This is a genomic window from Corynebacterium pollutisoli (assembly GCF_900177745.1).
In the GTDB taxonomy this organism is placed as follows: domain Bacteria; phylum Actinomycetota; class Actinomycetes; order Mycobacteriales; family Mycobacteriaceae; genus Corynebacterium; species Corynebacterium pollutisoli.
The window spans coordinates 86325-106733 of record NZ_FXAR01000003.1 but is presented as its reverse complement, the minus strand read 5'-3'; the positions used below and the strand labels follow the sequence as shown (position 1 = coordinate 106733).

Below are 20409 nucleotides of genomic sequence, written 5' to 3'. Positions count from 1 at the left end.
GACAGGCAGTCAAGCAGACAACTTGGTTCACCACAATGGGCAGAGTGGTGAGGGTCGCCTACGAAACTGACATCATCGCTGTACGCAGCATTTATGTTCGACTTTCATTCACTGAATTGAATTGTTTCCATTCATTTCTCCCCGCCCAACATGAATGAAAGAAAGCGGAATCGTTGCACTTTTCAGGATCCCTGCTACTTTCACAGACCAGTCAGTCTAGGAAACGTCCCCGAAAGGACACCATGAGCCACCCCGCACCCGCCACCGCCCTCCGCGTCGCCGTCATCGGCGCCGGCCCCGCCGGCATCTACGCCTCCGACCTGCTGGTGAAGAACGCCGCGTCGATCGGCCGCGAGATCCACATCGACCTCATCGAGAAGCTGCCCGCCCCCTTCGGCCTCATCCGCTACGGCGTCGCCCCGGACCACCCGCGCATCAAGGGCATCATCACCTCGCTGCACAGGGTCCTCGACCGCCCGGAGATCCGCCTCCTGGGCAACATCGAGATCGGGAAGGACGTCACGGTCGAGGAGCTGCAGGAGCACTACGACGCCGTCGTCTTCGCCACCGGCGCCGTCCAGGACCGCGACCTGGACATCCCGGGCGTCGACGCCGAGGGCTCCCACGGTGCCGCCGACTTCGTGGGCTTCTACGACGGCAACCCGGACTTCCCCCGCACCTGGGACCTGTCGGCGCAGTCGGTGGCCGTCATCGGCGTCGGCAACGTCGGCCTCGACGTGGCCCGCGTCCTGGCCAAGACCGCCGAGGAACTCAACGTCACCGAGATCCCGGAGAACGTCTACGAGACACTGCGCACCAACCAGGCCACCGAGGTCCACGTCTTCGGCCGCCGCGGCCCCGCCCAGGCGAAGTTCACCCCGCAGGAGCTCAAGGAGCTCGACCACTCCCCCACCGTCAACGTCGTCGTCGCCCCGGAGGACATCGACTACGACGAGGCCAGCATCGAGGCCCGCAGCTCCTCGAAATCCCAGGACCTCGTGTGCCAGATCCTCGAGGGCTACGCCATCCGGGAGCCGAAGGACGCCCCGCACACTCTGCAGATCCACCTCTTCGAGTCCCCGGTGGAGATCCTCACCCACGAGGGCCGCGTCGTCGGCCTGCGCACCGAGCGCACCGAGCTCGACGGTTCCGGCCACGTCCGCGGCACCGGCGCGTTCACCGACTGGCCGGTCCAGGCCGTCTACCGCGCCGTCGGCTACCGCTCCGAACCGATCGCCGGCGTGCCCTTCAACCACGTCGAGCACGTCATCCCCAACGACGGCGGCCACGTCCTCGACCACGCCGGCACCCCGGTCCCGGGCCTGTACGCCACCGGCTGGATCAAGCGCGGCCCCATCGGGCTCATCGGCAACACCAAGTCCGACGCCAAGGAGACCACCGACCTCCTCCTCGCCGACGCTGCCGCCGGCCGCCTCACCGCCCCGACCCGCGAGGCCGACGCCATCCTCGAGCTTCTCGACGCCCGCGGTATCCGCGTCACCACCTGGGAGGGCTGGTACCGCCTCGACGCCGAGGAGCGTCGCCTCGGCGAGGAGTCCGGCGTCGAGGGTCGCGAGCGCCGCAAGATCGTCGAGTGGGAGGACATGGTCGCCCACGCCCACGTCGCACCGGCCTACGTGTGAGATTTGGTCCACCGAAGGGTCGTCGACGATGGCTGAGAGAACGCTTATCGACGCCCGGTCGGACCCCTCATGCGACACCCTCACCGCCCGACCGGGAGCCGACATGCCCGAATCCGCATATTTTCCCGACTTTTCCCGAGGCTCGCTGACCTGCGATAACAGCCGAGTTAGCAAATTGTTACCGCTCAGCAACCCCTCAAATTCAACAGGGTTGATGTGATCACTGTTACCCTTGAGTGCGTAAAGAACATCAAACGAAATTAAGGAGAAACATCATGCGCGGAGGCGGACTCATTTGGACCATCGTCGGCATCCTGGCGATCATCGCCCTGATCATCTGGATCATGTCGGCAATGTAGTTTCCCGGAGACGGGCAGAACCAGCGTCTGCCCGTCTTCCCTTATCTGTCCTCGAGACACGTATCCCCGGCTCCTCTGCGGAGGGCCGGGGATACGTGCGTCCCCGCCCCTTATCTTTCACTTCTCCCCACCCACCGATCCCGCGCGTGAGCAGCGGGCGAGGCGGCGGCTGGCGCGGCGTCGATAAGCACGAAGCGGGACGTGTCCACCGCTCCCTTTAGACTGGGCACATGATTCCGGTTGACCAGGCCATCTCCACCACCACGATCGTGCTGGGTGTTCTCGGCGTCGTCCTCTCCCTTCCTGCCTGGCTGCTGTTCCTGCGCGCGGGCTGGAAGATGTACAGCTTCGTGCGCGCGGGGCAGCCGCTGCCCGCCGGGTGGCGGACGGACAATCCGCTGCAGCGTGCGTCGCGCGTGGTCATCGAGGTGTTCGGGCACACGCACTTCAAGGGGCGGCCGGTGGTCAATGTGGCGCACTGGCTGGTCATGGTCGGCTTCCTCTTCGGCGTGCTGGTGTGGTTCGAGGCGTACATCCAGACATTCAACCCGGCGGGCGGGTGGCCGCTGCTCGGGTCGTGGGGTGTGTACCGGTTCGTGGAGGAGGTGCTGGCGGTCGGCACGATCGGCGGCATCCTGGCGCTCATCATCATCCGGTTGCGGCAGGGGACGGAGTCGCGGGCGTCGCGCTTCTTCGCGTCCAACCATGTCGCGGCCCGCACCATCGAGGCGATCGTGCTCCTCGAGGGTCTGGGCATGCTGCTGGTCAAAGCCGGCAAGATCGCCACGTTCGGCGGCGGCCACCCGGTCGCGGACTTCCTGTCGCTGCACCTGGCGAACCTGCTGCCGGCGTCCCCGGTGATGGTGTCCGCGTTCGCGCTGCTCAAGCTCCTCGGCGGCATGGCGTTCCTGCTGCTCATGGCCCGCAACCTCGACTGGGGTGTCGGCTGGCACCGTTTCCTGAGCTACTTCAACATCTTCTTCCAGACGAACCCGGACGGCCGTAAGGCCACCGGCCGCCTTAAGCCGATGACCTCCGGCGGGAGGATGCTCACGCTGGAGAATACGGAGGATGAGGACACGCTCGGCGTCGGCAAGCTGGGTGACGCCTCATGGAAGATGCTTCTCGACGCCTCCACCTGCACCGACTGCGGTCGCTGCCAGGACCTGTGCCCCGCCTGGAACACCGGCAAGCCGCTCAACCCGAAGCTGCTCATGACCGACATCCGCGACGCGGCGTTCAACCCGCACGCGGACCTCGACGTGCTCAGCATGACCAGCGTCATCCCCGACGACGTGCTGTGGGCCTGCACCAACTGCGGTGCCTGCGTCGACCAGTGCCCCGTCGACATCGAGCACCTCGACCACGTCGCCGACCTGCGTCGTTTCCGGGTGCTCGCCGACTCGGAGTTCCCCTCCGAGCTCACCGGCCTGTTCAAGAACCTCGAGGCCAAGGGCAACCCGTGGGGCCGCAACAGCTCCGACCGGGCGTCCTGGGTCGAGGCCGCGCGTGCCGACGGCATCCCCGTCCCCGTCGTCGGCGACGACATCGACGACCTCACCGACACCGAGTACCTCTTCTGGGTCGGTTGCGCCGGCGCCTTCGACGACGACGGTGTGCGCACCACCCGCGCCGTCGTCGAGTTGCTACACACCGCGGGCGTGAAGTTCGCCGTCCTGTCGACCGGAGAGACCTGCACCGGTGACCCCGCCCGCCGCGCGGGTAACGAGTTCCTCTTCCAGATGCTCGCCACCGAGAACATCGCCACCCTCAACGACGTCTTCGACGGTGTGCCCGCCGGGCAGCGCAAGATCATCACCACCTGCCCGCACTGCTTCAACACCATCCGCAACGAGTACCCGGATTTCGACGGCCACTTCGACGTCTTCCACCACACCCAGCTCCTCAACCGCCTCGTCCGCGAAGGCCTGCTCACGCCCGTGCCGCGCGGCCCCGAGAACCGCCGTCCCGTCACCTACCACGACCCCTGCTTCCTCGGCCGCCACAACCAGGTCTACGACCCGCCGCGCGAACTCGTCTCCGCCGCAGGTGCCTCGCTCGTGGAGATCTCCCCCGCCCGCGAGGAAGCCTTCTGCTGCGGCGCCGGCGGCGCGCGCATGTACATGGAGGAGACCATCGGCCGCCGCGTCAACGAGTTCCGCTCCGAACAGGCGCTGGCCACCGGTGCCGAGGAGATCGCCACCGGCTGCCCCTTCTGCAACACCATGTTCACCGGCGGCGTCAAGGCGCTCACCGACGCCCCCGACCGCCCCGTCGTCCGCGACGTCGCCCAGATGCTCCGCGACTCCGTGCTTATCGACGGCCACCTCCCCGCGCCCCGCGAACCCCAGTTCCTCGGCGAGGTCATCCGCCCGAAGCGTGCCCCGAAGCCGGTGGGAGAGGCGACTCCGGAGCCGAAGCAGGCCCCCGGGCCGAAGGCGGTGGCAACTCCTGTCATTCCCGCCGCACCGGCCGCACCGGTGGCTCCCGGTGGTGCGGTGCCTGCGGCTCCCGGTGCTGCAGTCCCTCCGGCCCCGGCCACTCCGCCCGCACCTGCTGCTCCCGCAGCCCCGGCAGTCCCGCCAGCCCCCGGCGCTGCGGTTCCTCCGGCCCCGGCCACTCCGCCCGCACCTGCTGCTCCCGCAGCCCCGGTAGTTCCTCCGGCTCCCGGGGCAGCTGTCCCGCCAGCACCCAGTGCGGCGGTCCCTCCGGCCCCGGCCGCACCTCCCGCACCTGCTGCTCCCGCAGCCCCGGTAGTTCCTCCGGCTCCCGGGGCAGCTGTCCCGCCAGCACCCGGTGCTGCAGTCCCTACGGCTCCGGTCACACCACCCACGCCTGCTGCTCCCGCAGCCCCCGCAGTCCCGCCGGCCCCCGGGGCAGCTGTTCCTCCGGCTCCGGCTGCACCGCCCGCACCTGCTGCTCCCGCAGCACCCGCAGTCCCTCCAGCCCCGGCCACTCCGCCCGCACCCGGCCCGGCAGTTCCCCCGGCTCCCGGTGGAGCGGTGCCGCCCCCGGGTGGTGCCCGCCCGTCGCTCCCCGACTCCGACGAGGAGAGTTAGTCGCTGGCCCCCCCCTGACCAGCTGGCTTCCTCAGCGCGGGGGCAACATGACCCGCACGAGCTGCGAGCCGAGGTAGACCCAGATCGGGCAGCCGAAGACGAGGATCCACAGGAGGGGGTGGACGTCGGTGTCGCCGCGCCCGAAGATGAGGACCTGCCCGAAGACGACCATGCTCTGCAGGGAGTGTCCGAGCATGGCGGCGGTGAGGGAGCCGGTGAGCACGTACACCAGGCCGAGGCCGGCGCCGGTGAGCAGGTAGGCGATGCTCATGACGTTGATGGTGTCCTCCGCTAGGTGGGGCATGGCGAAGAACAGCGTGCTCACGGTGATACCGATGACGGCACCGAGTCCGGCGCGTCCGCGGCGGGCGAGGGAGTCGTGGAGGGGGCGCAGCATGGCACCGCGGTAGAGGATCTCCTCGCAGACGGGTGCCAGGACGACGGAGCTGACCACCACGGCGACGGCGGGCAGGAGCGGTCCGTCGAGACCCGTCTCGGTGAACAGCCGAGCGGCCTGATCCCCCTGCGCGCCACCATCGACCATCCCGAGCAGCCAGAAGGAGAGGTGGGTGACGGCGAAGACCACGAGGACCACCACGATGTCGCGCACGGTGAGTCCGCGGCGCAGGCCGAGGTCGAGGCGGGAGGGCCAGCGTCGGGAAGCGACCGTGATGAACAGCAACGACAGGGCGGCGAACAGGAGGAACGACAGGGGCGTGAAGGCGGCACCTGCGACCGCGGCGAAGGAGGAGAGGACGAAGGCGCTCATCGCGAGGACCGCGTACCACGCCCGCCAGGTGGTCACGTGTGCCGTCAGCCGGTTCATGCGTCTGATGGTCGCACCGCGCACGGCCGGTGACCATCGGGATTCGCCCGGAGATCGAAAGATCGGGGACTTCCCCGAGGGCGGCGTCGATAAGCGTCGTTAGACTGGGACGCATGAGTATGAGGTACCCCGCCCACCAGCCGGACATGAGACTGAGCGACGCCGAACGCAATGCAGCCATGTCCACACTGGGGCGCGCCTTCGGCGAGGGGCGCCTGACCGTCGACGAGTACGACGCCCGCTGCCAGGAGATCGCCCGCGCCGAGTTCCGCCGGGATCTGGATCCGCTGTTCGTGGACATCCCGCAGTTCCAGGGGGTGTCGCAGGACGTCGACAAGCTGTATTCGGCGCAGGAGATCGAGGCGGCGTTCCGCGAGGGACGCAAGATCCGCTTCGGCATCATGGGGCTGTCGACGGTCGGTGTCACGGTCGGCACCGTGCTCATCGGGACGCCGATGGCCGGCCTGCTGTGGTTCCTGCTGCCGACGCTGTGGCTGCTGCTGTACGTCATGAAGGTCGGCCCGAAGAGCTGGCATGTGCCGAGCGCCCGGGCCGTCGACAGGCAGCGCATCAAGGAACTGCGGACGGCGGAACGCCTCCGCGCCGCCGAGCTACGCCTCGCTGAGCAGGACAAGCTGGCCGCGCTGCGGGCGGAACGACGGGCGCAGACGGCCGAACTGACGAACAACGCGATGAACTTCGTCAACAAGGCGTTGGAGCGCGGCAAGAAGTAGTGGCAACATGTAGGCCATGACTGACTCCCCGAACCACATCCGCCGACGTCGCCGCACGTTCGATCAGTCGAACAAGATGAAGGACGTCCTCTACGAGATCCGCGGCCCGGTGTCCGCGGAGGCGGAGCGGCTGGAGGCGGACGGTCACCACATCCTCAAGCTCAACACCGGCAACCCGGCTACCTTCGGTTTCGACGCCCCCGACGTCATCATGCGCGACATGATCGCCGCGCTGCCGACCTCCCAGGGCTACTCCACCTCGAAGGGCATCATCCCGGCGCGCCGTGCCGTGTTCCACCGCTACGAGGTCATCGAGGGGTTCCCGGACTTCGACGTCGAGGACGTGTTCCTGGGCAACGGTGTGTCCGAGCTCATCACCATGACCATGCAGGCGCTGCTCAACGACGGCGACGAGGTCCTCATCCCCGCCCCGGACTACCCGCTGTGGACCGCCGCCTGCTCCCTGTCCGGCGGCACCCCGGTGCACTACCTGTGCGACGAGGAGGACGACTGGAACCCGTCCATCGAGGACATCCGCTCGAAGGTGACGGAGAAGACGAAGGCGATAGTCGTCATCAACCCGAACAACCCGACGGGTGCGGTGTACTCGAAGGAGGTGCTCGAGCAGATCGTCGACATCGCGCGTGAGCACGAGCTGCTCATCCTCGCCGACGAGATTTACGACCGCATCCTCTACGACGACGCCGAGCACATCTCCCTGGCCACCCTCGCCCCGGACCTGCTCACCATCACCTACAACGGCCTGTCCAAGGCCTACCGCGTCGCCGGTTACCGCGCCGGCTGGATGGTGCTCACCGGGCCGCAGGACCACGCCCGCGGCTTCATCGAGGGCCTCGAACTGCTCGCCGGCACCCGACTGTGCCCGAATGTGCCCGCCCAGCACGGCATCCAGGTGGCGCTGGGCGGCAAGCAGTCCATCTACCAGCTCACCGGCGAGGGCGGCCGCCTGCTCAACCAGCGCAACATCGCCCACCAGAAGCTCAACGAGATCCCCGGCGTCAGCTGCGTCAAGCCGATGGGTGCGCTGTACGCGTTCCCGAAGCTCGACCCCAACGTCTACGAGATCCACGACGACGCCAAGCTCATGCTCGACATCCTGCGCGCCGAGAAGATCCTCCTGGTCCAGGGCACCGGCTTCAACTGGCCGCACACCGACCACTTCCGCCTGGTCACCCTGCCGTGGGCGTCCCAGCTGGAGAACGCCATCGAGCGTCTGGGCAACTTCCTGGTCAGCTACAAGCAGTAGCCTCGAACTCCGGCACGACGTGCTCGATGAGCTCACCGAGCACCTCGTCCGCCGGGCGGCTGCCCCGCTTGAGCCCGAGCAGGCAGTGGTCCACGCCCATGTCCTCCAGCTCGTGGAGGATGCGCACCAGCGCCTTCGCGCCGACGCTCCACCCGAACTTGATCGGCCCCGCCTCCGCCTCGGGGTCGCGGTGCAGGTCGAGGGCGATGTTCATGGCGAAAGGCTTGTCGACGCCGTCCGCCCGCCACTCCGCCAGGTACTTCTGCTGCGTCCCCAGCGGCCGGTGGTAGGTGACGTGGGCGTCGGCGTGCTCGCGGTGCCACTCCATCGGCTGCAGACACGACCCGACGGTGAGCACCGGAGGGCGCGTGGCCAGGGGCTTCGGCACGATGTCCCCGCCCCACATCCGGCCCTTCGACCAGCGGATCCCCTGGTTCTCGGTGGTCCACGCCCGGTTCATCACGTCGAGATGCTCGCGGAACACGTCCCCGCGCGCCCCCTCCTCGAGGCCGAAGGCCTTGTACTCCGTCGGCCGGTCGCCGGTGGCCAGCCCGAGGAGGAACCGGCCGCCTGACAGGTGATCGATGCTCGCCGCCTCCTTCGCCAGGTGCAGCGGGTGGCGGACCGGCAGGACGACGGCCCCGGTCGCCAGGGCGATCTCGCTTGTCGACGCCGCCAGATACCCCGCATACGTGAACGGGTCCCACACCTGCCCCACATCCCCGAAATCACTCACCCGCAGCGGGATGTCGCGCAGCCACGCCGCCGCGAATCCCCCGGCCTCCGCCTGCTGCACCAGCTCCACCTGGCGAGCTATTCCGACGCCGGGATTCTCCGGATCCCCGGCCGCCAGTGGCAGCGCGATCCCCAGTGTCATCCGCCCGCGGGGGAACATCCTGCGGAAACCCGGCAGGGAGGTGACGGGGGCGTCGGACAGCGAGAAGGGTGAGCTCATGCATTCATGCTAACCGCGATATGGTGCAGAACTATGGGTTCTCACCGCGCACGCGACACCTCCCCCTCCCCCTGGCGCCGGGTGTTGCTCGGTTTCCTCGTGCTCTCCGTCCTGGCGACGGCGGTGGGACTGTGGCGACTCTGGCCGCCCGCGGAGGATCCGCAGGTCAGCCCCGATTTCGCCACGACATTCAACCTCAACCACACGCAGGTGACCGGCGAGGTCCTGCTTGTCGACGCCGCCGCCTGCACCTCCCCGTCCACCGGCCGGGCCTTCGACGACTCCCCCACCGTCCCCCTCGAGCAGTCGGGCCAGACCTGCGAGCGCTCGCTCGTGGAGATCACCTCCGGCCCCGACGAGGGTCGGCGCACCCAGCTCGTCCACTACGGCATGCCCGGCGAGCCCGAGCTGGCGGAGGGCGACGCGATCCTGCTCACCTCGTCGGAGACCCCGGAGGGCACCGTCTACACCTTCGGTGACTACCAGCGCACGGTGTCGCTGGCGGTGTGGGGTGTGCTCATCGCGCTCATGATCGTCGTCTTCGCGGCGTGGCGCGGTGTGCGGGCCCTGGCGGGCCTCATCATCACCCTGGTGGGCATCGCGGTATTCCTGCTGCCCGCCCTGCTGCACGGCCGCGACCCCCTCGCCCTGGCACTCGTGGCGGGCGCGGCGATCCTCATGGTCGTCGTGCCGCTCGTCCACGGCGTCAACTGGAAGTCGGCGTCGGCGCTGGCCGGCACGCTCATCGCCCTGGCCGTGGCGGCCGGCCTGGCGCGCGTCGCCATCGACACCACCCACCTGCGCGGCCTGGGGTCCGACGACAACCTCACCATCCTGCTCTACCTGCCCGAGGTGTCCATCGTCGGACTGCTCCTGTGCGGCTTCATCATCGGCGCACTCGGCGTGCTCAACGACGTCACCATCTCCCAGTCCTCCACCGTCACCGAACTCTCGGAGCTCGACCCCGACGCCTCCCCCTGGCGTCTGTTCCTCGGCGCGATGAAGGTGGGGCGCGACCACATCTCCTCGATGGTCTACACCCTCGTGCTCACCTACACCGGTGCGGCGCTGCCGTTGCTGCTGCTCATCTCCGTGGCGCAGCGCCCGCTGACACAGACGCTCACCAGCGACATCGTCGCCACAGAGCTGCTCCGCTCCGGCATCGGCGCGCTCGCCCTCACCCTCGCGGTGCCCCTCACCACGCTCATCGCGGCGTGGACGGTGCCGGAGAAGCGTTAGAGCGTGCGGCCCAGGGCGTGGATGTCCCAGCCCGCGCCCTGCCACTTGTCGACGTCGAGGACGTTGCGGCCGTCGATGATGATCTTCTTGTTGACCAGCTCACCCGCCGCCTGCGGATCGAGATCGCGGAACTGCTGCCACTCGGTGGCCAGGACGACGACGTCCGCGCCCTCCAGCGCCTCCTCGATCGAGTCGACGTAACCGAGGGTCGGGAACACCTTGCGGGCGTTGTCCATGGCCTTGGGGTCGTAGACGGAGACGTCGGCGCCCGCCAGCGACAGGGAACCTGCCACGGACAGCGCCGGGGAGTCACGCACATCGTCCGAGTTCGGCTTGAACGCCGCACCCAGCACCGTCACCCGGTGGCCCAGCAGGTTGCCGCCGCACAGCTCGCGGGTGAGCTGGACGACGCGGTCACGGCGACGCATGTTGATGGCGTCGACCTCACGGAGGAAGGTGAGCGCCTGATCCGCGCCCAGCTCGCCGGCGCGCGCCATGAACGCCCGGATGTCCTTCGGCAGGCAGCCGCCGCCGAAACCGAGTCCGGCGCCGAGGAACTTACGGCCGATACGGTCGTCGTACCCGATGGCGTCCGCCAGCTTGGTCACGTCACCGCCCGCGATCTCGCAGATCTCCGAGACGGCGTTGATGAAGGAGATCTTCGTCGCCAGGAACGCGTTCGCCGAGACCTTCACCAGCTCCGAGGTCACGCGATCCATGACGAGGAACGGAGCGCCGTCCGCGATGGACTGCGCGTACACCTCGCGGGCGACCTCCTCCGCCTTCGTCTCACCGCGACGCACACCCAGGACAATGCGGTCCGGGGTGATCGTGTCCTGCACGGCGTAACCCTCGCGCAGGAACTCCGGGTTCCACGCGATCTCGACGGTGGTGCCGGGCTTCGACAGTTCGTCGGCCCGCTTCTGCAGTTCATCGGCGGTACCCACCGGCACGGTCGACTTACCGAAGATGATGTGATCCCCCTCCAGCAGCGGCACGAGATCCTCGATCACCGCGTACACGTAGGTGAGATCCGCCGCGTAGGAGCCCCGCTCCTGCGGGGTACCGACGCCGAGGAAGTGCACGTTCGCGAACTCCGCGACCTTCCCGTAGTCGGTGGTGAAGTCCAGGCGCCCCGCCTCCAGGTTGCGGGTGAGCACCTCCGGCAGGCCGGGCTCGTAGAACGGCACGACGCCGTCCTTGAGGGAATCGATCTTGGCGGAATCCACGTCCACGCCGAGAACCTCATGGCCGAGCTCAGCCATGCAGGCCGCGTGGGTCGCACCCAGGTATCCGGTGCCGATGACAGTCATACGCATAACAGACCTTTGTACCGGCACCGGGTGAACGGGGTCTGAACTGAAACTGAATGTCAGCTTTTGGGGGTGGGCGGGGGTACCCTACGACTCCTGCGGGAAGTTCAGGTACGCCCGCGACGGCGTCGGCCCGCGCTGCCCCTGGTACTTCGAGCCCAGCGACCCCGTGCCGTAGGGCACCTCGGCGGGCGAGGACATCCTGAAGATCGCCATCTGCCCCACCTTCATCCCCGGCCACAGCGTCATCGGCAGGTTCGCCACGTTCGACAGCTCCAGGGTGACGTACCCGGAGAAACCCGGATCGATGAACCCGGCGGTGGAGTGCGTGAGCAGCCCCAGGCGACCGAGGGAGGACTTGCCCTCCAGGCGGCCGGCGAGGTTGTCCGGCAGGGTGAACTTCTCCAGCGTGGACGCCAGAACGAACTCCCCCGGGTGCAGCACGAAGGCGTCACCCTCCTCCACCTCGACGAGGCTGGTCAGCTCATCCTGCTGCAGCTTCGGGTCGATGTGCGTGTACTTCGAGTTGTTGAACACGCGGAAGAAGCGGTCCAGGCGGACATCGACGCTCGACGGCTGGACGTTCCCGGGCTCATAGGGCTCGATACCCAGGGAGCCGGAGTCGATGGCGGCACGGATGTCACGGTCGGAGAGAAGCACGTTCCCGAGCATACCGACCAGCCGATTTCCCGGTGGCCCCCACCCCGGTGCTAGAGTTGATCCCGGTGCACTGAGCTGCACCGATGCCGGCGTAGTTTAGTGGTAGAACATCAGCTTCCCAAGCTGAGAGTGCGGGTTCGATTCCCGTCGCCGGCTCTCGTGTGAGGTGATCGCCGGTACGTAAGCCGTTCGTACCGGCGATCACCCTGTTCAGGTAGATCATCGTGCAGCAGTGAGTTTTTGCAGGCCGTTTCCGGACCCTCCTGCACGATGATCTACCTCTTGATCTTCTCGACGGCCTTGCCCTTCGCGAGCTCGTCGACAAGCTTGTCGGCCCAGCGGATCTGCTGCATGAGCGGGTCCTCGATGTCCTCGACGCGCACGCCGCACACCACGCCCGTGATCTTGTCGACGTCCGGTGTCACCGCCGGCGCCTCCGCGAAGAAGGCACGCAGGTCACCGCCGAAATCCCGCAGCTCGGCGGGCGTGTAGCCGGTGAGCCAGCCGAGGACCTCGTCGAGCTCCTCGACGGTCCGGCCCTTCCGCTCCACCTTCTGCACGTAGAGGCGGTAGATGTCGGCCCAGGGATAGGCGAAGACCCGGGACATCTAGGCGCACCGCACTATCGGCTGGGGGTCGTAGCGGGTGGTCTGGGTCTCGCGGCTGATCTCGTTGCCGGCGAGGTCGCGGATGATCCGGGTGTCCGAGGTGGTGAAGCCGGGGATGCCGCCGGAGGGGATGCAGTCGTCGCCGGTCACGGTCTGCTCGCGCGGCTGGGTGGGCGCCCAGCGGCCGCCGTTGACGGACTCCACGGAGACGGTCTTCACGCCGGTGAGGCGGACGGTGACGTTGCCGCCGCCGACGGCGGTCTCGATGCGCACCGGGTACTGCGAGTTGTTGCGGAACTGCAGGTCGATGGCGCCCTCGAAGACGGTGGCCTCGCGGCCGGCCGGGTAGCGGGAGATGTAGTAGCTGTGCGCGGTGTGGGCGACGTCCTCCATGCCGGCGAAGTAGGCGGCGTTGTAAAGGGTGGTGGCGAACTGGCTGATGCCACCGCCGACGGCCTCACCGGCGCGACCGTTGATGATGATGCCGGACTCGACGTAGCCCTGGGCGGCACCGCGGGGGCCGGTGTAGCCGTTGAGGGAGAAGACGTCACCGGGGGCGACGATCGCGCCCTGCACGACGTTGGCCACGCGGGAGATGTTGACGCCCGAGGCGGCGGAGTAGCCGGAGGTGGTGAACTCGCCGACGACCTCGTCGAAGGTGGCGGTCTGGGCCATCTCGGTGGTGAAGGTGGCGGGGTCGTCCTCGTAGGTGGCCTCCCACTCGCGCTCGTCACCCGTGGCGAGGACGCGCTCGGGGAAGCCCTCCATGGTGGTCTCCCAGTCGAGCTTGACGCCGTCGACGCTGGGGGTGATCTGGCGGGAGCCGCCGGCGAAGCTGATGCGGGCGTTCTGTTTCTGGGCCTCGGTCTCGGAGAGGGTCTCGGCGAGGATGCCCTGGGCGGCCTCGGCGTTGATCTCGGTCTGCAGGGTACCGTCGACGGGCACGAAGGTCACCACCTCGCCCATGCGGGCGGGATCGATGACGCCGTTGACGTCGTCGCGGCCGCGGACGGTGAGGGGTCCGGCGACCGCGGCTGCGGCGTCGCCCTCGGCGGCGGCACGCACGACGTCGGAGTCGATGGCGGGCGGGGTGATGTCGGCGTCGACCTCGATGCCGGCGGGGTCGAGCCAGTCGGAGGTGACGCGCTCACGCAGCTGCGCGGCGTCGATCTGCTGGCCGTTGACGGGGTCGAGGACGTCGACGCGGCCGTCGACAAGCGCGACGGCACCGTCGGCGGGCTCGGCGGTGAGCTCAGCCTGGACGCGCTCGAGTTCGGGGGCCAGGGCGGCGTCGTCGACGCCGGAGACGATGTCCGCCTCCTGCCCGGAGCCGATGAGGCCCTCGAGGCGGAGGAAGGGGTTGAGCGGTTCCGTGCCGATCTGAGCGACGGTCTCCGCGAAGTCGATCGACAGCCCGGCGGCGGCCGGGACGAAGGTGGATTCGCGGTCGCCGCCGGTGACGGTGACGGGCTCGTCCACCTTGCCGCCGAGCTCCCGCTCCAGGACCGACTGCGCCTCCCCGGGGCTCATGCCGCCGATATCGACGCCGCCGACGGTGGTGCCACGGGGGACATCACCCTTGGTCAGGGCGTAATCCACTCCGTACACGATTCCGAAGAGCGCGAACAGGCCCACGACCGCCCCCAGGGCGATCCGGAGTCCCGTCCCGCCGCTGTCCTGGCTGTTTGACTCACTCACACTGGACACATTAGTGGCCCCACCTGTCTTTGCCTACTTTCCGGTCCCGAATCAAGTACCGGAATGCAGCAGCTGGAGCTGCACACGGTGGGCGGCCGCGTCGAGACGCGCGGCCGGGATCTCACCGTTTCCCACCGCCGCGTCGAGGGCGTCGATGGCCGCGACGAGCCCGCCGCCGGTGGAGAACAACGGCCGGTCGGCACCCGCGCGGACCGCCGCGACGACGGCCTGGGGCAGCGAGTAGCGGTCGGTGATCGCGCGCATCCCGGTGAGGTCATCGGTGTAGACGACGCCGTCGAAGGGCTGCCCGCCGGGGTAGTCGCCGGAGCGCAGCAGCCCGTAGACCGCCGGGTCGAGGCTCGAGGGGGTGACGCCGTCGCCGAGGCCGGGCACCACCATGTGCCCGACCATCACCGCGGCATCCGCCTGTGGCAGTGCCACGGCGTAGGGCGGGAGGTCGTGGGCGATGACGTGCTCGACGGGCGGGGTGACGGCCAGCATGTGGTGCGTGTCGCCGCTCGCCTGCCCGTGGCCCGGGAAGTGTTTGAACACCGGGGTGACGTTCGCCGCCCGCAGCCCCCGGGCGAAGGCCGCCCCGTACTCGCCCGCCACGACCGGGTCCGTGGAGAAGGCGCGGTCGCCGACGATCTCCAGGCCGCTGCCGTCGACGTCGAGCACCGGCGCGAAGTCCACCGTCACCCCGTGCCAGCGCAGCACGTTGCCCAGGTCGTGGGCGTAGGCCTCCACCTGCTCCGGGCTCATCGTCGCGGCCATCTCCCGCGGCGACATCCGCGCGCCGAGCACCCCGGCGTGGCGCTGCACGCGCCCGCCCTCGAAGTCGATGGACACGGAGAACGGCCGCCCGATCTCGCGGCGCAGGGCCACGATGTTGCGGCCCTCCGTGGTGAGCAGCTCCGGGTTCGCCCAGCTGGGGATGAAGATCCCGCCGACGCCCTGCTGTAGCTTCCACAGCGCGTCGTCGTAATTGTCCACACCGACGACCATGAGCGACGCGGCCTTCGCCCGCTGCTCCTCCGGCACGCGTTCCGCGGCGATCTCCTCCGTGGTGGGGGGCCTGCTTGTCGACGTCGTGGTCGTTTCGGTCTCCGTCACCGTCTCGGTGGTGGTGGTCGTCGTCTCCTCGACGGAATCGCCGGCCGCGCACGCCACCACACCCGACGCCAGGACACCGGCGGCGAGAATTGTCGAGACACAGCGGAGGAACGTCACGACGCGCACCCTAACAGTCTGCCCGATAGAGTGGCAGCATGACTCCCGCCACCATGCTCATCGCCTTCGACGGATCCGAGGAGTCCCGGCGCGCCCTGGAGTACGCCGCCCGGCTGCTCACGCCCCGCCGGGTGGAGGTCCTCACCGCCTGGGAACCCGTGCACCGCACGGCGGCCCGCGCGGTGAGCATCTCCGGCCTGCACCAGGCGGAGTGGGTGACGGACGCGGAGCAGGAGGACGCCGCCTACCAGCGCGCGCACGAGACCTGCCGGGAGGGCGTGGAACTGGCCGCCGACCTGGGGTTGGAGGCCCGCGCCCACCTCGTGGAGGCGGACACCACCGTGTGGTCGGCGATCTGTGAGGCGGCGCAGGAACTGGGCCCGGACGTCATCGTCACCGGGTCGCGCGGGGCGAGCGGCTGGAAGTCCCTGTGGCAGTCGTCGACGACGAGTGGCGTGTTGCACAACGCCGGCATCCCCGTGTTCGTTGTTCCGCCGCTGTCGGACGAGTAGAATGAATGGCCATGTCCTACTCTTCCGGATCCGTTGATCGTCGCTCCGTGAGCTCCGTGATCGCCAGTGCGGTCGTCGGTGTCGCTCTCGGCGTCGTGTCCGTGATCGGAATCGCCTCTTTCTCGGGCCAGGACACGGTGCCGCAGGGCAATGCCGTGCCCGCCGATGAGGCCCTGCTGGGTGGCCCGGAGTACGGCACCCGCGGCTAGTTGATGCATCTTCTCGGCTGGCTCCTCCTCGGGCTCGTCAGTTTCCTGCAGCAGCCCGGGCAGGTCGCCGCCGACACGAAGCACGATCTCACCGCCGACCCCCTCGGTTTCCTCACACAGGCGACGCACGCCTGGACGGACACGTTCACGTTGGGACAGCTGCAGAATCAGGCCTACGGGTATCTTTTCCCGCACGGCGCGTTCTTCGTGCTCACGGACCCGTTGCCGGACTGGGTGGCGCAGCGCCTCTGGTGGTGGCTGGTCATGGGCGTGGGTTATTCGGGGTTCCTGCTGCTCCTACGCCGCAGCCGCACGGGCACGCTCCCGTTCCAGGTGCTCGCGGCGTTCCTCTTCGCCCTGTCCCCGCGCACACTGACGACGTTGACGGCGATCTCCTCGGAGACGTGGCCGGTCATGCTCGCACCGTGGGTGATCGTGCCGTTCCTGGGCCGCCTCGGGGTGCGCGCGGTCGCGGCGGCGGTCATCCCGGTAGCGCTCATGGGCGCGGTCAACGCCACGGCGACCATCGCGGCGTGCCTGCCCGCGGGGCTGGTGCTGGTGTGGCGGATGCTGCGTCGCGACGCCCGCGCCGTCCCCACCACCCTCGGCTGGCTGGCGGGCTGCGCGGTGGTGAGCCTGTGGTGGATCGGCCCGCTGCTCATCCTCGGCCGCTACGCCCCGCCGTTCACGGATTTCATCGAGTCAAGTTTCGTCACCACCCGCTGGCTCAACCTCATCGAGATCCTCCGCGGCACGACCAGTTGGGCCCCGTTCGTCGACACCGAGCGCGAGGCGGGGTTCCTGCTCGTCAGCTCCCCGACGTTCGTGCTGCTCACGGCGGCCGTCGCGGCGCTGGGCATGTGGGGACTCACCCTGTCGTCCACCCCGCACCGCGGGCTGTGGGTGGGCATGCTGCTCGTCGGGGTCACCGTCCTCGGCGCCGCGCACGGCCCGCTGTCCGCCCAGTGGCTCGCGATTCTCGACGGCCCCCTCGCCCCCTTCCGCAACCTCCACAAGTTCGACCCGCTCGTCCGTATCCCCCTGCTCGTCGGTGTGGCCGGGCTGGGCACGCACCTGCCGTTGCCGCGGACGCTGCACCCGGGGCGTCGGGAAGCGGCGGCCGCCCTGGTGCTGGTGGTGGGCGTCGCGGCCCTGGCCCCCGCCTGGTCAGGGCGTCTGCTGCCGCGCGGCACCTGGGACTATGTGCCCGGCTACTGGCAGGAGGCGACGAACCTGCTCAACCGGGAGGCGGCGGGCACGCGCACGCTCATCGTCCCGGAGTCCTCCTTCGCCCGGCAGACGTGGGGCTGGACCCGCGACGAGCCTGCCCAGCCGCTGCTCGACGTCCCCTGGGCCGTCCGCGACGCCGTCCCCCTCATCCCCGCCGAGGCGATCCGCGGCCTCGACGGCGTCATGGCTGTCCTCCACCACGACACGGAGGCCGGGCTGGATGCCCTGCGCCGCCTCGGCGTCGGTGCCGTCCTCCACCGGAAGGACCTCGAGTCCGGGCGCGAGCTCGACCTGCCGGGTGCGCAGCGCTTCGGCGACGTCGAGGTGCTCCTCCTCGACCCGGCCGCCGACATGGCGCTGACCAGCGAAGACCCGGTCCGGGTGGCCGGTGGCGGCGAAATCCTCGCCGTCCTCGACATGCTCCACGGTCCCGGCCCGCGCCTACTCGTCGACGCCGACGCCGAGGTCGTCACCGACACCCCCGCCCTCACCGTCCGCAACTACGGCTCCCTCACCGGCCCGGTGTCCGCGCCGCTGGCCGACCCCTCCGAGGGGGCGGACGTGCGCAACGCCGTCCCCGACTACCCCTCCGCCGGGCCGCTCACCCGCGTCGAGACGATCGGCGGGCAGGTGCGCGCCAGCTCCTCGGCCTCCGACGCCACCAGCTTCGGCGGGGCCGACCCGGCGCGCTCGCCCACCGCGGCCGTCGACGGCGAGGAGGACACCGCGTGGTGGCCCACCCCGGGCCCCGCGGAGGGCCAGTGGCTGGAACTCGTCCCGGACCGCCCGCTCACCGACCCGGAGCTCACCGTCACCGCCACGGAGGAGACGACGGTCGAGATCAACGGCGCCGCGGTCGAGCTGGGCGAGGACCCCACCACGGTCACGCTCGACGGCACCCACGACGCCCTGCGCCTCACCCTCCGGGAATCCGTCGGCATCGCGGAGGTGGCCATCGCCGGGCACCCGCTCGAGCGCATCGTCACCGTCCCCGACACGTCCCCGGACGTGCGCCAGTTCCTCTTCCAGCGGATCACCCTCGACACCGGGCACCTCATCCGCGCGTTCACCGCGCCCCGCCCCCTGACCCTGCTTCTCGACGCCCCCGCCGACGTCCTCATCGACGGCACCCCCCACTCCCCCGGCGACGTCGTCGAGCTCGCGCCCGGCCGCCACGCCCTGCGTACCGACGCCGCGTGGGTCACCCTCACCGAGGAGGGTTTCCACCCCTCCCCCGCCTGGGAGCCCACCGACGGCCGGATCGAGGCGAGCGGGGACGAGCGCTTCCTGCTCACCGGCCGCGCCGCGAACCCCGGGCTGCAGGCCACACTCGGGGAGACCGAGCTCCAACCGGTCACGCTCGACGCCGCCACCCAGGCCTTCCGCGTCCCCGCCGGGGCCTCCGGCGACGTCGAGATCACCTTCGGCCCCGACGCCGTCTACCGGCAGATCCTCCTCGGCGGCGGGATCCTCGCCCTGCTCGGCGTGCTCGCCGCCGGCGTGGTGCTGGCGGTGTCGAGGCGGCGGGAGGAGGAGCTGCGGGCGTCGGAAAGCTCCGGACTCGTGCTGCTCGCGGCGCTGAGCGCGGGACTCGTGGCCTCGTGGCCGGGGCTGCTCGCCGCGGCGGCCGCCCTGGCGGTGCGCCGGTTCACGCTCATCCCGCCGGGGCTGCTGGCGTTCACGCTCGTCGGCATCGCGGGGGCGTGGCTGGCGCGCGGCCCGTGGCCGGTGGGGGACTACGCCGGCGACTCCGGGGTCCTGGCGATCCTGCTCGTCGCGGCCCTCACCAGCCTCTTGCCCGGGTCCTCGAGGAAGACGAAGCTGGCCACCGCCACCGGCAGCGTCAGCCCCAGCGTCACCAGCAGCACGGGCCAGAACCCGCCGGAGAAGTAGTCGAGTCCCAGCAGCGGGAAGGCGAGCGAGAGCATCGCCACGTGCCACAGGAAGACGGAGTAGGACCAGCGGCCCAGGGCCTGCATCACCGGGTGGCGCAGCCACACCGCCCCCGGGGCCAGCGCCTCCGGCAGGACGATCGCCGCGGCGAACACCGTGCCCGCGAGGACGCGGCGGGCGAACTCGTCCGGCTCCGGGTGGGTCAGCCCCAGCGGCCCGTACCATTCCTGGCCCGCCACCCAGGCGGTGGCCAGCGCCACGAGCCACCACAGCCACCGCACCCGCAGCGCGCGGCGCACGAGGGCGGGTACCCGGCCCTCGACCTCAGCGGCGAGCATGCCCACCGCGAACCACGGGGCGTAGGCGGGCGGCCAGATCTGGCGGTTGACCTCGGAATCCACGACGAACGGCAGGTACGCCCAGCCGAGGGAGAGCACCGCCAGGCCGACGATGGCGAGGATCCTCCCCCGCCGCCCCAGCCGCCCGATGCTCAGGGCCAGCAGCGGCAACGCCAGGTAGAAACCCACCTCGACGCTCAGCGACCACAGGTGCGTCAACCCCGGGGCCAGGCCGTCGGCCCAGTACACCTGGGTGAGGGTGAGGTTCGCCAGGATCTGGTCCCCGCTCATCCGCGCCGCCTCGGGCAGCAGGAGGATGACCGCCACGACGCACCCCAGGTAGGCGGGGAGGATGCGGCCGGTGCGGTTGAGGAGGTACCGGGTGATCGTCGATAAGCGACGATCCGTGCGGTGACCCCGCCACAACAGGAACGCCGACAGGGCGAAGAAGACGGGCACGAAGAAGTCGAAGCGGGCCAGGACCGCGCCGACCGGCGTGGCCGGGTCGACGCCCGTCTGGAACGCCACGTGCGTGAGGATGACGCCGAACGCCGCGACCGCGCGCAGCCCTTCCAGCCCGGGGAGGTGCCGGGGTTTGTAGTATGTGGAGGAAACCGGAACGGCCTCCGCTGCCAC

The 20409-nt window shown here is 69.6% G+C and carries 15 protein-coding genes, 1 tRNA gene and 1 pseudogene; 9 read left to right on the top strand and 8 right to left on the bottom strand.

Annotated elements, in window-relative coordinates:
• The first annotated feature begins 242 nt into the window (after nt 1-242).
• Together B9Y70_RS05435 and B9Y70_RS05430 are read left to right on the top strand one after the other, a co-directional pair.
• Nucleotides 243-1643, top strand: a complete 1401-nt coding sequence (locus B9Y70_RS05435) for an FAD-dependent oxidoreductase (protein ID WP_085549242.1) — start codon at nt 243-245, stop codon at nt 1641-1643.
• 589 nt (nt 1644-2232) lie between these two features.
• Nucleotides 2233-5061, top strand: coding sequence for a (Fe-S)-binding protein (locus tag B9Y70_RS05430; RefSeq protein ID WP_143337537.1), 2829 nt, complete (start codon nt 2233-2235; stop codon nt 5059-5061).
• A 31-nt stretch (nt 5062-5092) separates the two neighbouring features.
• Here B9Y70_RS05430 and B9Y70_RS05425 read toward each other — a convergent pair whose 3' ends face one another.
• Complete coding sequence (locus B9Y70_RS05425) at nt 5093-5887, bottom strand: CPBP family intramembrane glutamic endopeptidase (RefSeq protein WP_143337536.1); 795 nt, start codon at nt 5885-5887, stop codon at nt 5093-5095.
• 113 nt (nt 5888-6000) lie between these two features.
• On the opposite strand from B9Y70_RS05425, the gene B9Y70_RS05420 reads away from it, so the two are divergent.
• Together B9Y70_RS05420 and B9Y70_RS05415 are read left to right on the top strand one after the other, a co-directional pair.
• Nucleotides 6001-6621, top strand: coding sequence for a DUF1707 SHOCT-like domain-containing protein (locus tag B9Y70_RS05420; protein WP_085549240.1), 621 nt, complete (start codon nt 6001-6003; stop codon nt 6619-6621).
• 16 nt (nt 6622-6637) lie between these two features.
• The gene (locus B9Y70_RS05415) at nt 6638-7888 is read left to right on the top strand and encodes a pyridoxal phosphate-dependent aminotransferase (RefSeq protein ID WP_085549239.1); all 1251 of its coding nucleotides are present in this window, start codon (nt 6638-6640) and stop codon (nt 7886-7888) included.
• Here B9Y70_RS05415 and B9Y70_RS05410 read toward each other — a convergent pair.
• The gene (locus B9Y70_RS05410; RefSeq protein ID WP_085549238.1) at nt 7872-8843 is read right to left on the bottom strand and encodes an LLM class oxidoreductase; all 972 of its coding nucleotides are present in this window, start codon (nt 8841-8843) and stop codon (nt 7872-7874) included. The two genes, B9Y70_RS05415 and B9Y70_RS05410, sit on opposite strands and share 17 nt — an antisense overlap.
• 33 nt (nt 8844-8876) lie before the next feature.
• Between B9Y70_RS05410 and B9Y70_RS05405 the strand changes: the two genes are divergently transcribed.
• Nucleotides 8877-10082: a YibE/F family protein gene (locus B9Y70_RS05405; RefSeq protein ID WP_085549237.1), complete on the top strand. Its 1206-nt coding sequence runs from the start codon at nt 8877-8879 to the stop codon at nt 10080-10082.
• On the opposite strand, the gene B9Y70_RS05400 is transcribed toward B9Y70_RS05405, so the two are convergent.
• Nucleotides 10079-11401, bottom strand: a complete 1323-nt coding sequence (locus B9Y70_RS05400) for a UDP-glucose dehydrogenase family protein (protein WP_143337535.1) — start codon at nt 11399-11401, stop codon at nt 10079-10081. The genes B9Y70_RS05405 and B9Y70_RS05400 overlap by 4 nt on opposite strands.
• A gap of 81 nt (nt 11402-11482) precedes the next feature.
• Nucleotides 11483-12055 (bottom strand): dCTP deaminase, encoded by a 573-nt coding sequence (dcd, locus tag B9Y70_RS05395; protein ID WP_085549388.1) that lies wholly within the window; start codon nt 12053-12055, stop codon nt 11483-11485.
• Nucleotides 12056-12140: 85 nt separating this feature from the next.
• Between dcd and B9Y70_RS05390 the strand changes: the two genes are divergently transcribed.
• Nucleotides 12141-12211: transfer RNA gene (locus B9Y70_RS05390), tRNA-Gly, on the top strand.
• A 119-nt stretch (nt 12212-12330) separates the two neighbouring features.
• Here the strand turns inward: B9Y70_RS05390 and B9Y70_RS05385 are convergent.
• From B9Y70_RS05385 to B9Y70_RS05375, 3 genes are read right to left on the bottom strand one after another with little or no spacing between them, the layout of a single operon-like run.
• A complete protein-coding gene (locus tag B9Y70_RS05385; protein WP_085549235.1) occupies nt 12331-12663 on the bottom strand; it encodes a DUF2200 domain-containing protein in 333 nt (110 codons plus the stop codon).
• Nucleotides 12664-14361: a VanW family protein gene (locus B9Y70_RS05380; RefSeq protein WP_143337534.1), complete on the bottom strand. Its 1698-nt coding sequence runs from the start codon at nt 14359-14361 to the stop codon at nt 12664-12666.
• A 51-nt stretch (nt 14362-14412) separates the two neighbouring features.
• Entirely contained in the window at nt 14413-15591 is a 1179-nt protein-coding gene (locus B9Y70_RS05375; protein ID WP_240309149.1) for a glycoside hydrolase family 3 N-terminal domain-containing protein, read from the bottom strand.
• A 38-nt stretch (nt 15592-15629) separates the two neighbouring features.
• Here B9Y70_RS05375 and B9Y70_RS05370 point away from each other — a divergent pair, with 38 nt between their 5' ends.
• Genes B9Y70_RS05370 through B9Y70_RS05360 form a run of 3 tightly spaced genes read left to right on the top strand, consistent with a single transcriptional unit; the run spans nt 15630 to nt 19435 of the window.
• Nucleotides 15630-16103, top strand: a complete 474-nt coding sequence (locus B9Y70_RS05370) for a universal stress protein (protein WP_085549234.1) — start codon at nt 15630-15632, stop codon at nt 16101-16103.
• Nucleotides 16104-16114: 11 nt separating this feature from the next.
• On the top strand, nt 16115-16312 hold the full coding sequence (locus B9Y70_RS05365; protein WP_085549233.1) for a DUF2613 domain-containing protein: 198 nt from the start codon (nt 16115-16117) through the stop codon (nt 16310-16312).
• Nucleotides 16313-16315: 3 nt separating this feature from the next.
• A complete protein-coding gene (locus tag B9Y70_RS05360) occupies nt 16316-19435 on the top strand; it encodes an alpha-(1->3)-arabinofuranosyltransferase domain-containing protein (RefSeq protein ID WP_143337549.1) in 3120 nt (1039 codons plus the stop codon).
• On the opposite strand, the pseudogene B9Y70_RS05355 reads toward B9Y70_RS05360, so the two are convergent.
• Nucleotides 19426-20301: pseudogene (locus B9Y70_RS05355) on the bottom strand (acyltransferase family protein); the annotation flags it as partial. The gene B9Y70_RS05360 and the pseudogene B9Y70_RS05355 overlap by 10 nt on opposite strands.
• Nucleotides 20302-20409: the final 108 nt, after the last annotated feature.

Coding starts and splice junctions, on each gene's coding strand:
- B9Y70_RS05405 (WP_085549237.1), top strand. CDS start 8,877: ATGGGTTCTCACCGCGCACGCGACACCTCCCCCTCCCCCTGGCGCCGG.
- B9Y70_RS05365 (WP_085549233.1), top strand. CDS start 16,115: ATGTCCTACTCTTCCGGATCCGTTGATCGTCGCTCCGTGAGCTCCGTG.
- B9Y70_RS05420 (WP_085549240.1), top strand. CDS start 6,001: ATGAGTATGAGGTACCCCGCCCACCAGCCGGACATGAGACTGAGCGAC.
- B9Y70_RS05400 (WP_143337535.1), bottom strand. CDS start 11,401: ATGCGTATGACTGTCATCGGCACCGGATACCTGGGTGCGACCCACGCG.
- B9Y70_RS05415 (WP_085549239.1), top strand. CDS start 6,638: ATGACTGACTCCCCGAACCACATCCGCCGACGTCGCCGCACGTTCGAT.
- B9Y70_RS05435 (WP_085549242.1), top strand. CDS start 243: ATGAGCCACCCCGCACCCGCCACCGCCCTCCGCGTCGCCGTCATCGGC.
- B9Y70_RS05430 (WP_143337537.1), top strand. CDS start 2,233: ATGATTCCGGTTGACCAGGCCATCTCCACCACCACGATCGTGCTGGGT.
- B9Y70_RS05370 (WP_085549234.1), top strand. CDS start 15,630: ATGACTCCCGCCACCATGCTCATCGCCTTCGACGGATCCGAGGAGTCC.
- B9Y70_RS05425 (WP_143337536.1), bottom strand. CDS start 5,887: ATGAACCGGCTGACGGCACACGTGACCACCTGGCGGGCGTGGTACGCG.
- B9Y70_RS05360 (WP_143337549.1), top strand. CDS start 16,316: ATGCATCTTCTCGGCTGGCTCCTCCTCGGGCTCGTCAGTTTCCTGCAG.
- B9Y70_RS05385 (WP_085549235.1), bottom strand. CDS start 12,663: ATGTCCCGGGTCTTCGCCTATCCCTGGGCCGACATCTACCGCCTCTAC.
- B9Y70_RS05410 (WP_085549238.1), bottom strand. CDS start 8,843: ATGAGCTCACCCTTCTCGCTGTCCGACGCCCCCGTCACCTCCCTGCCG.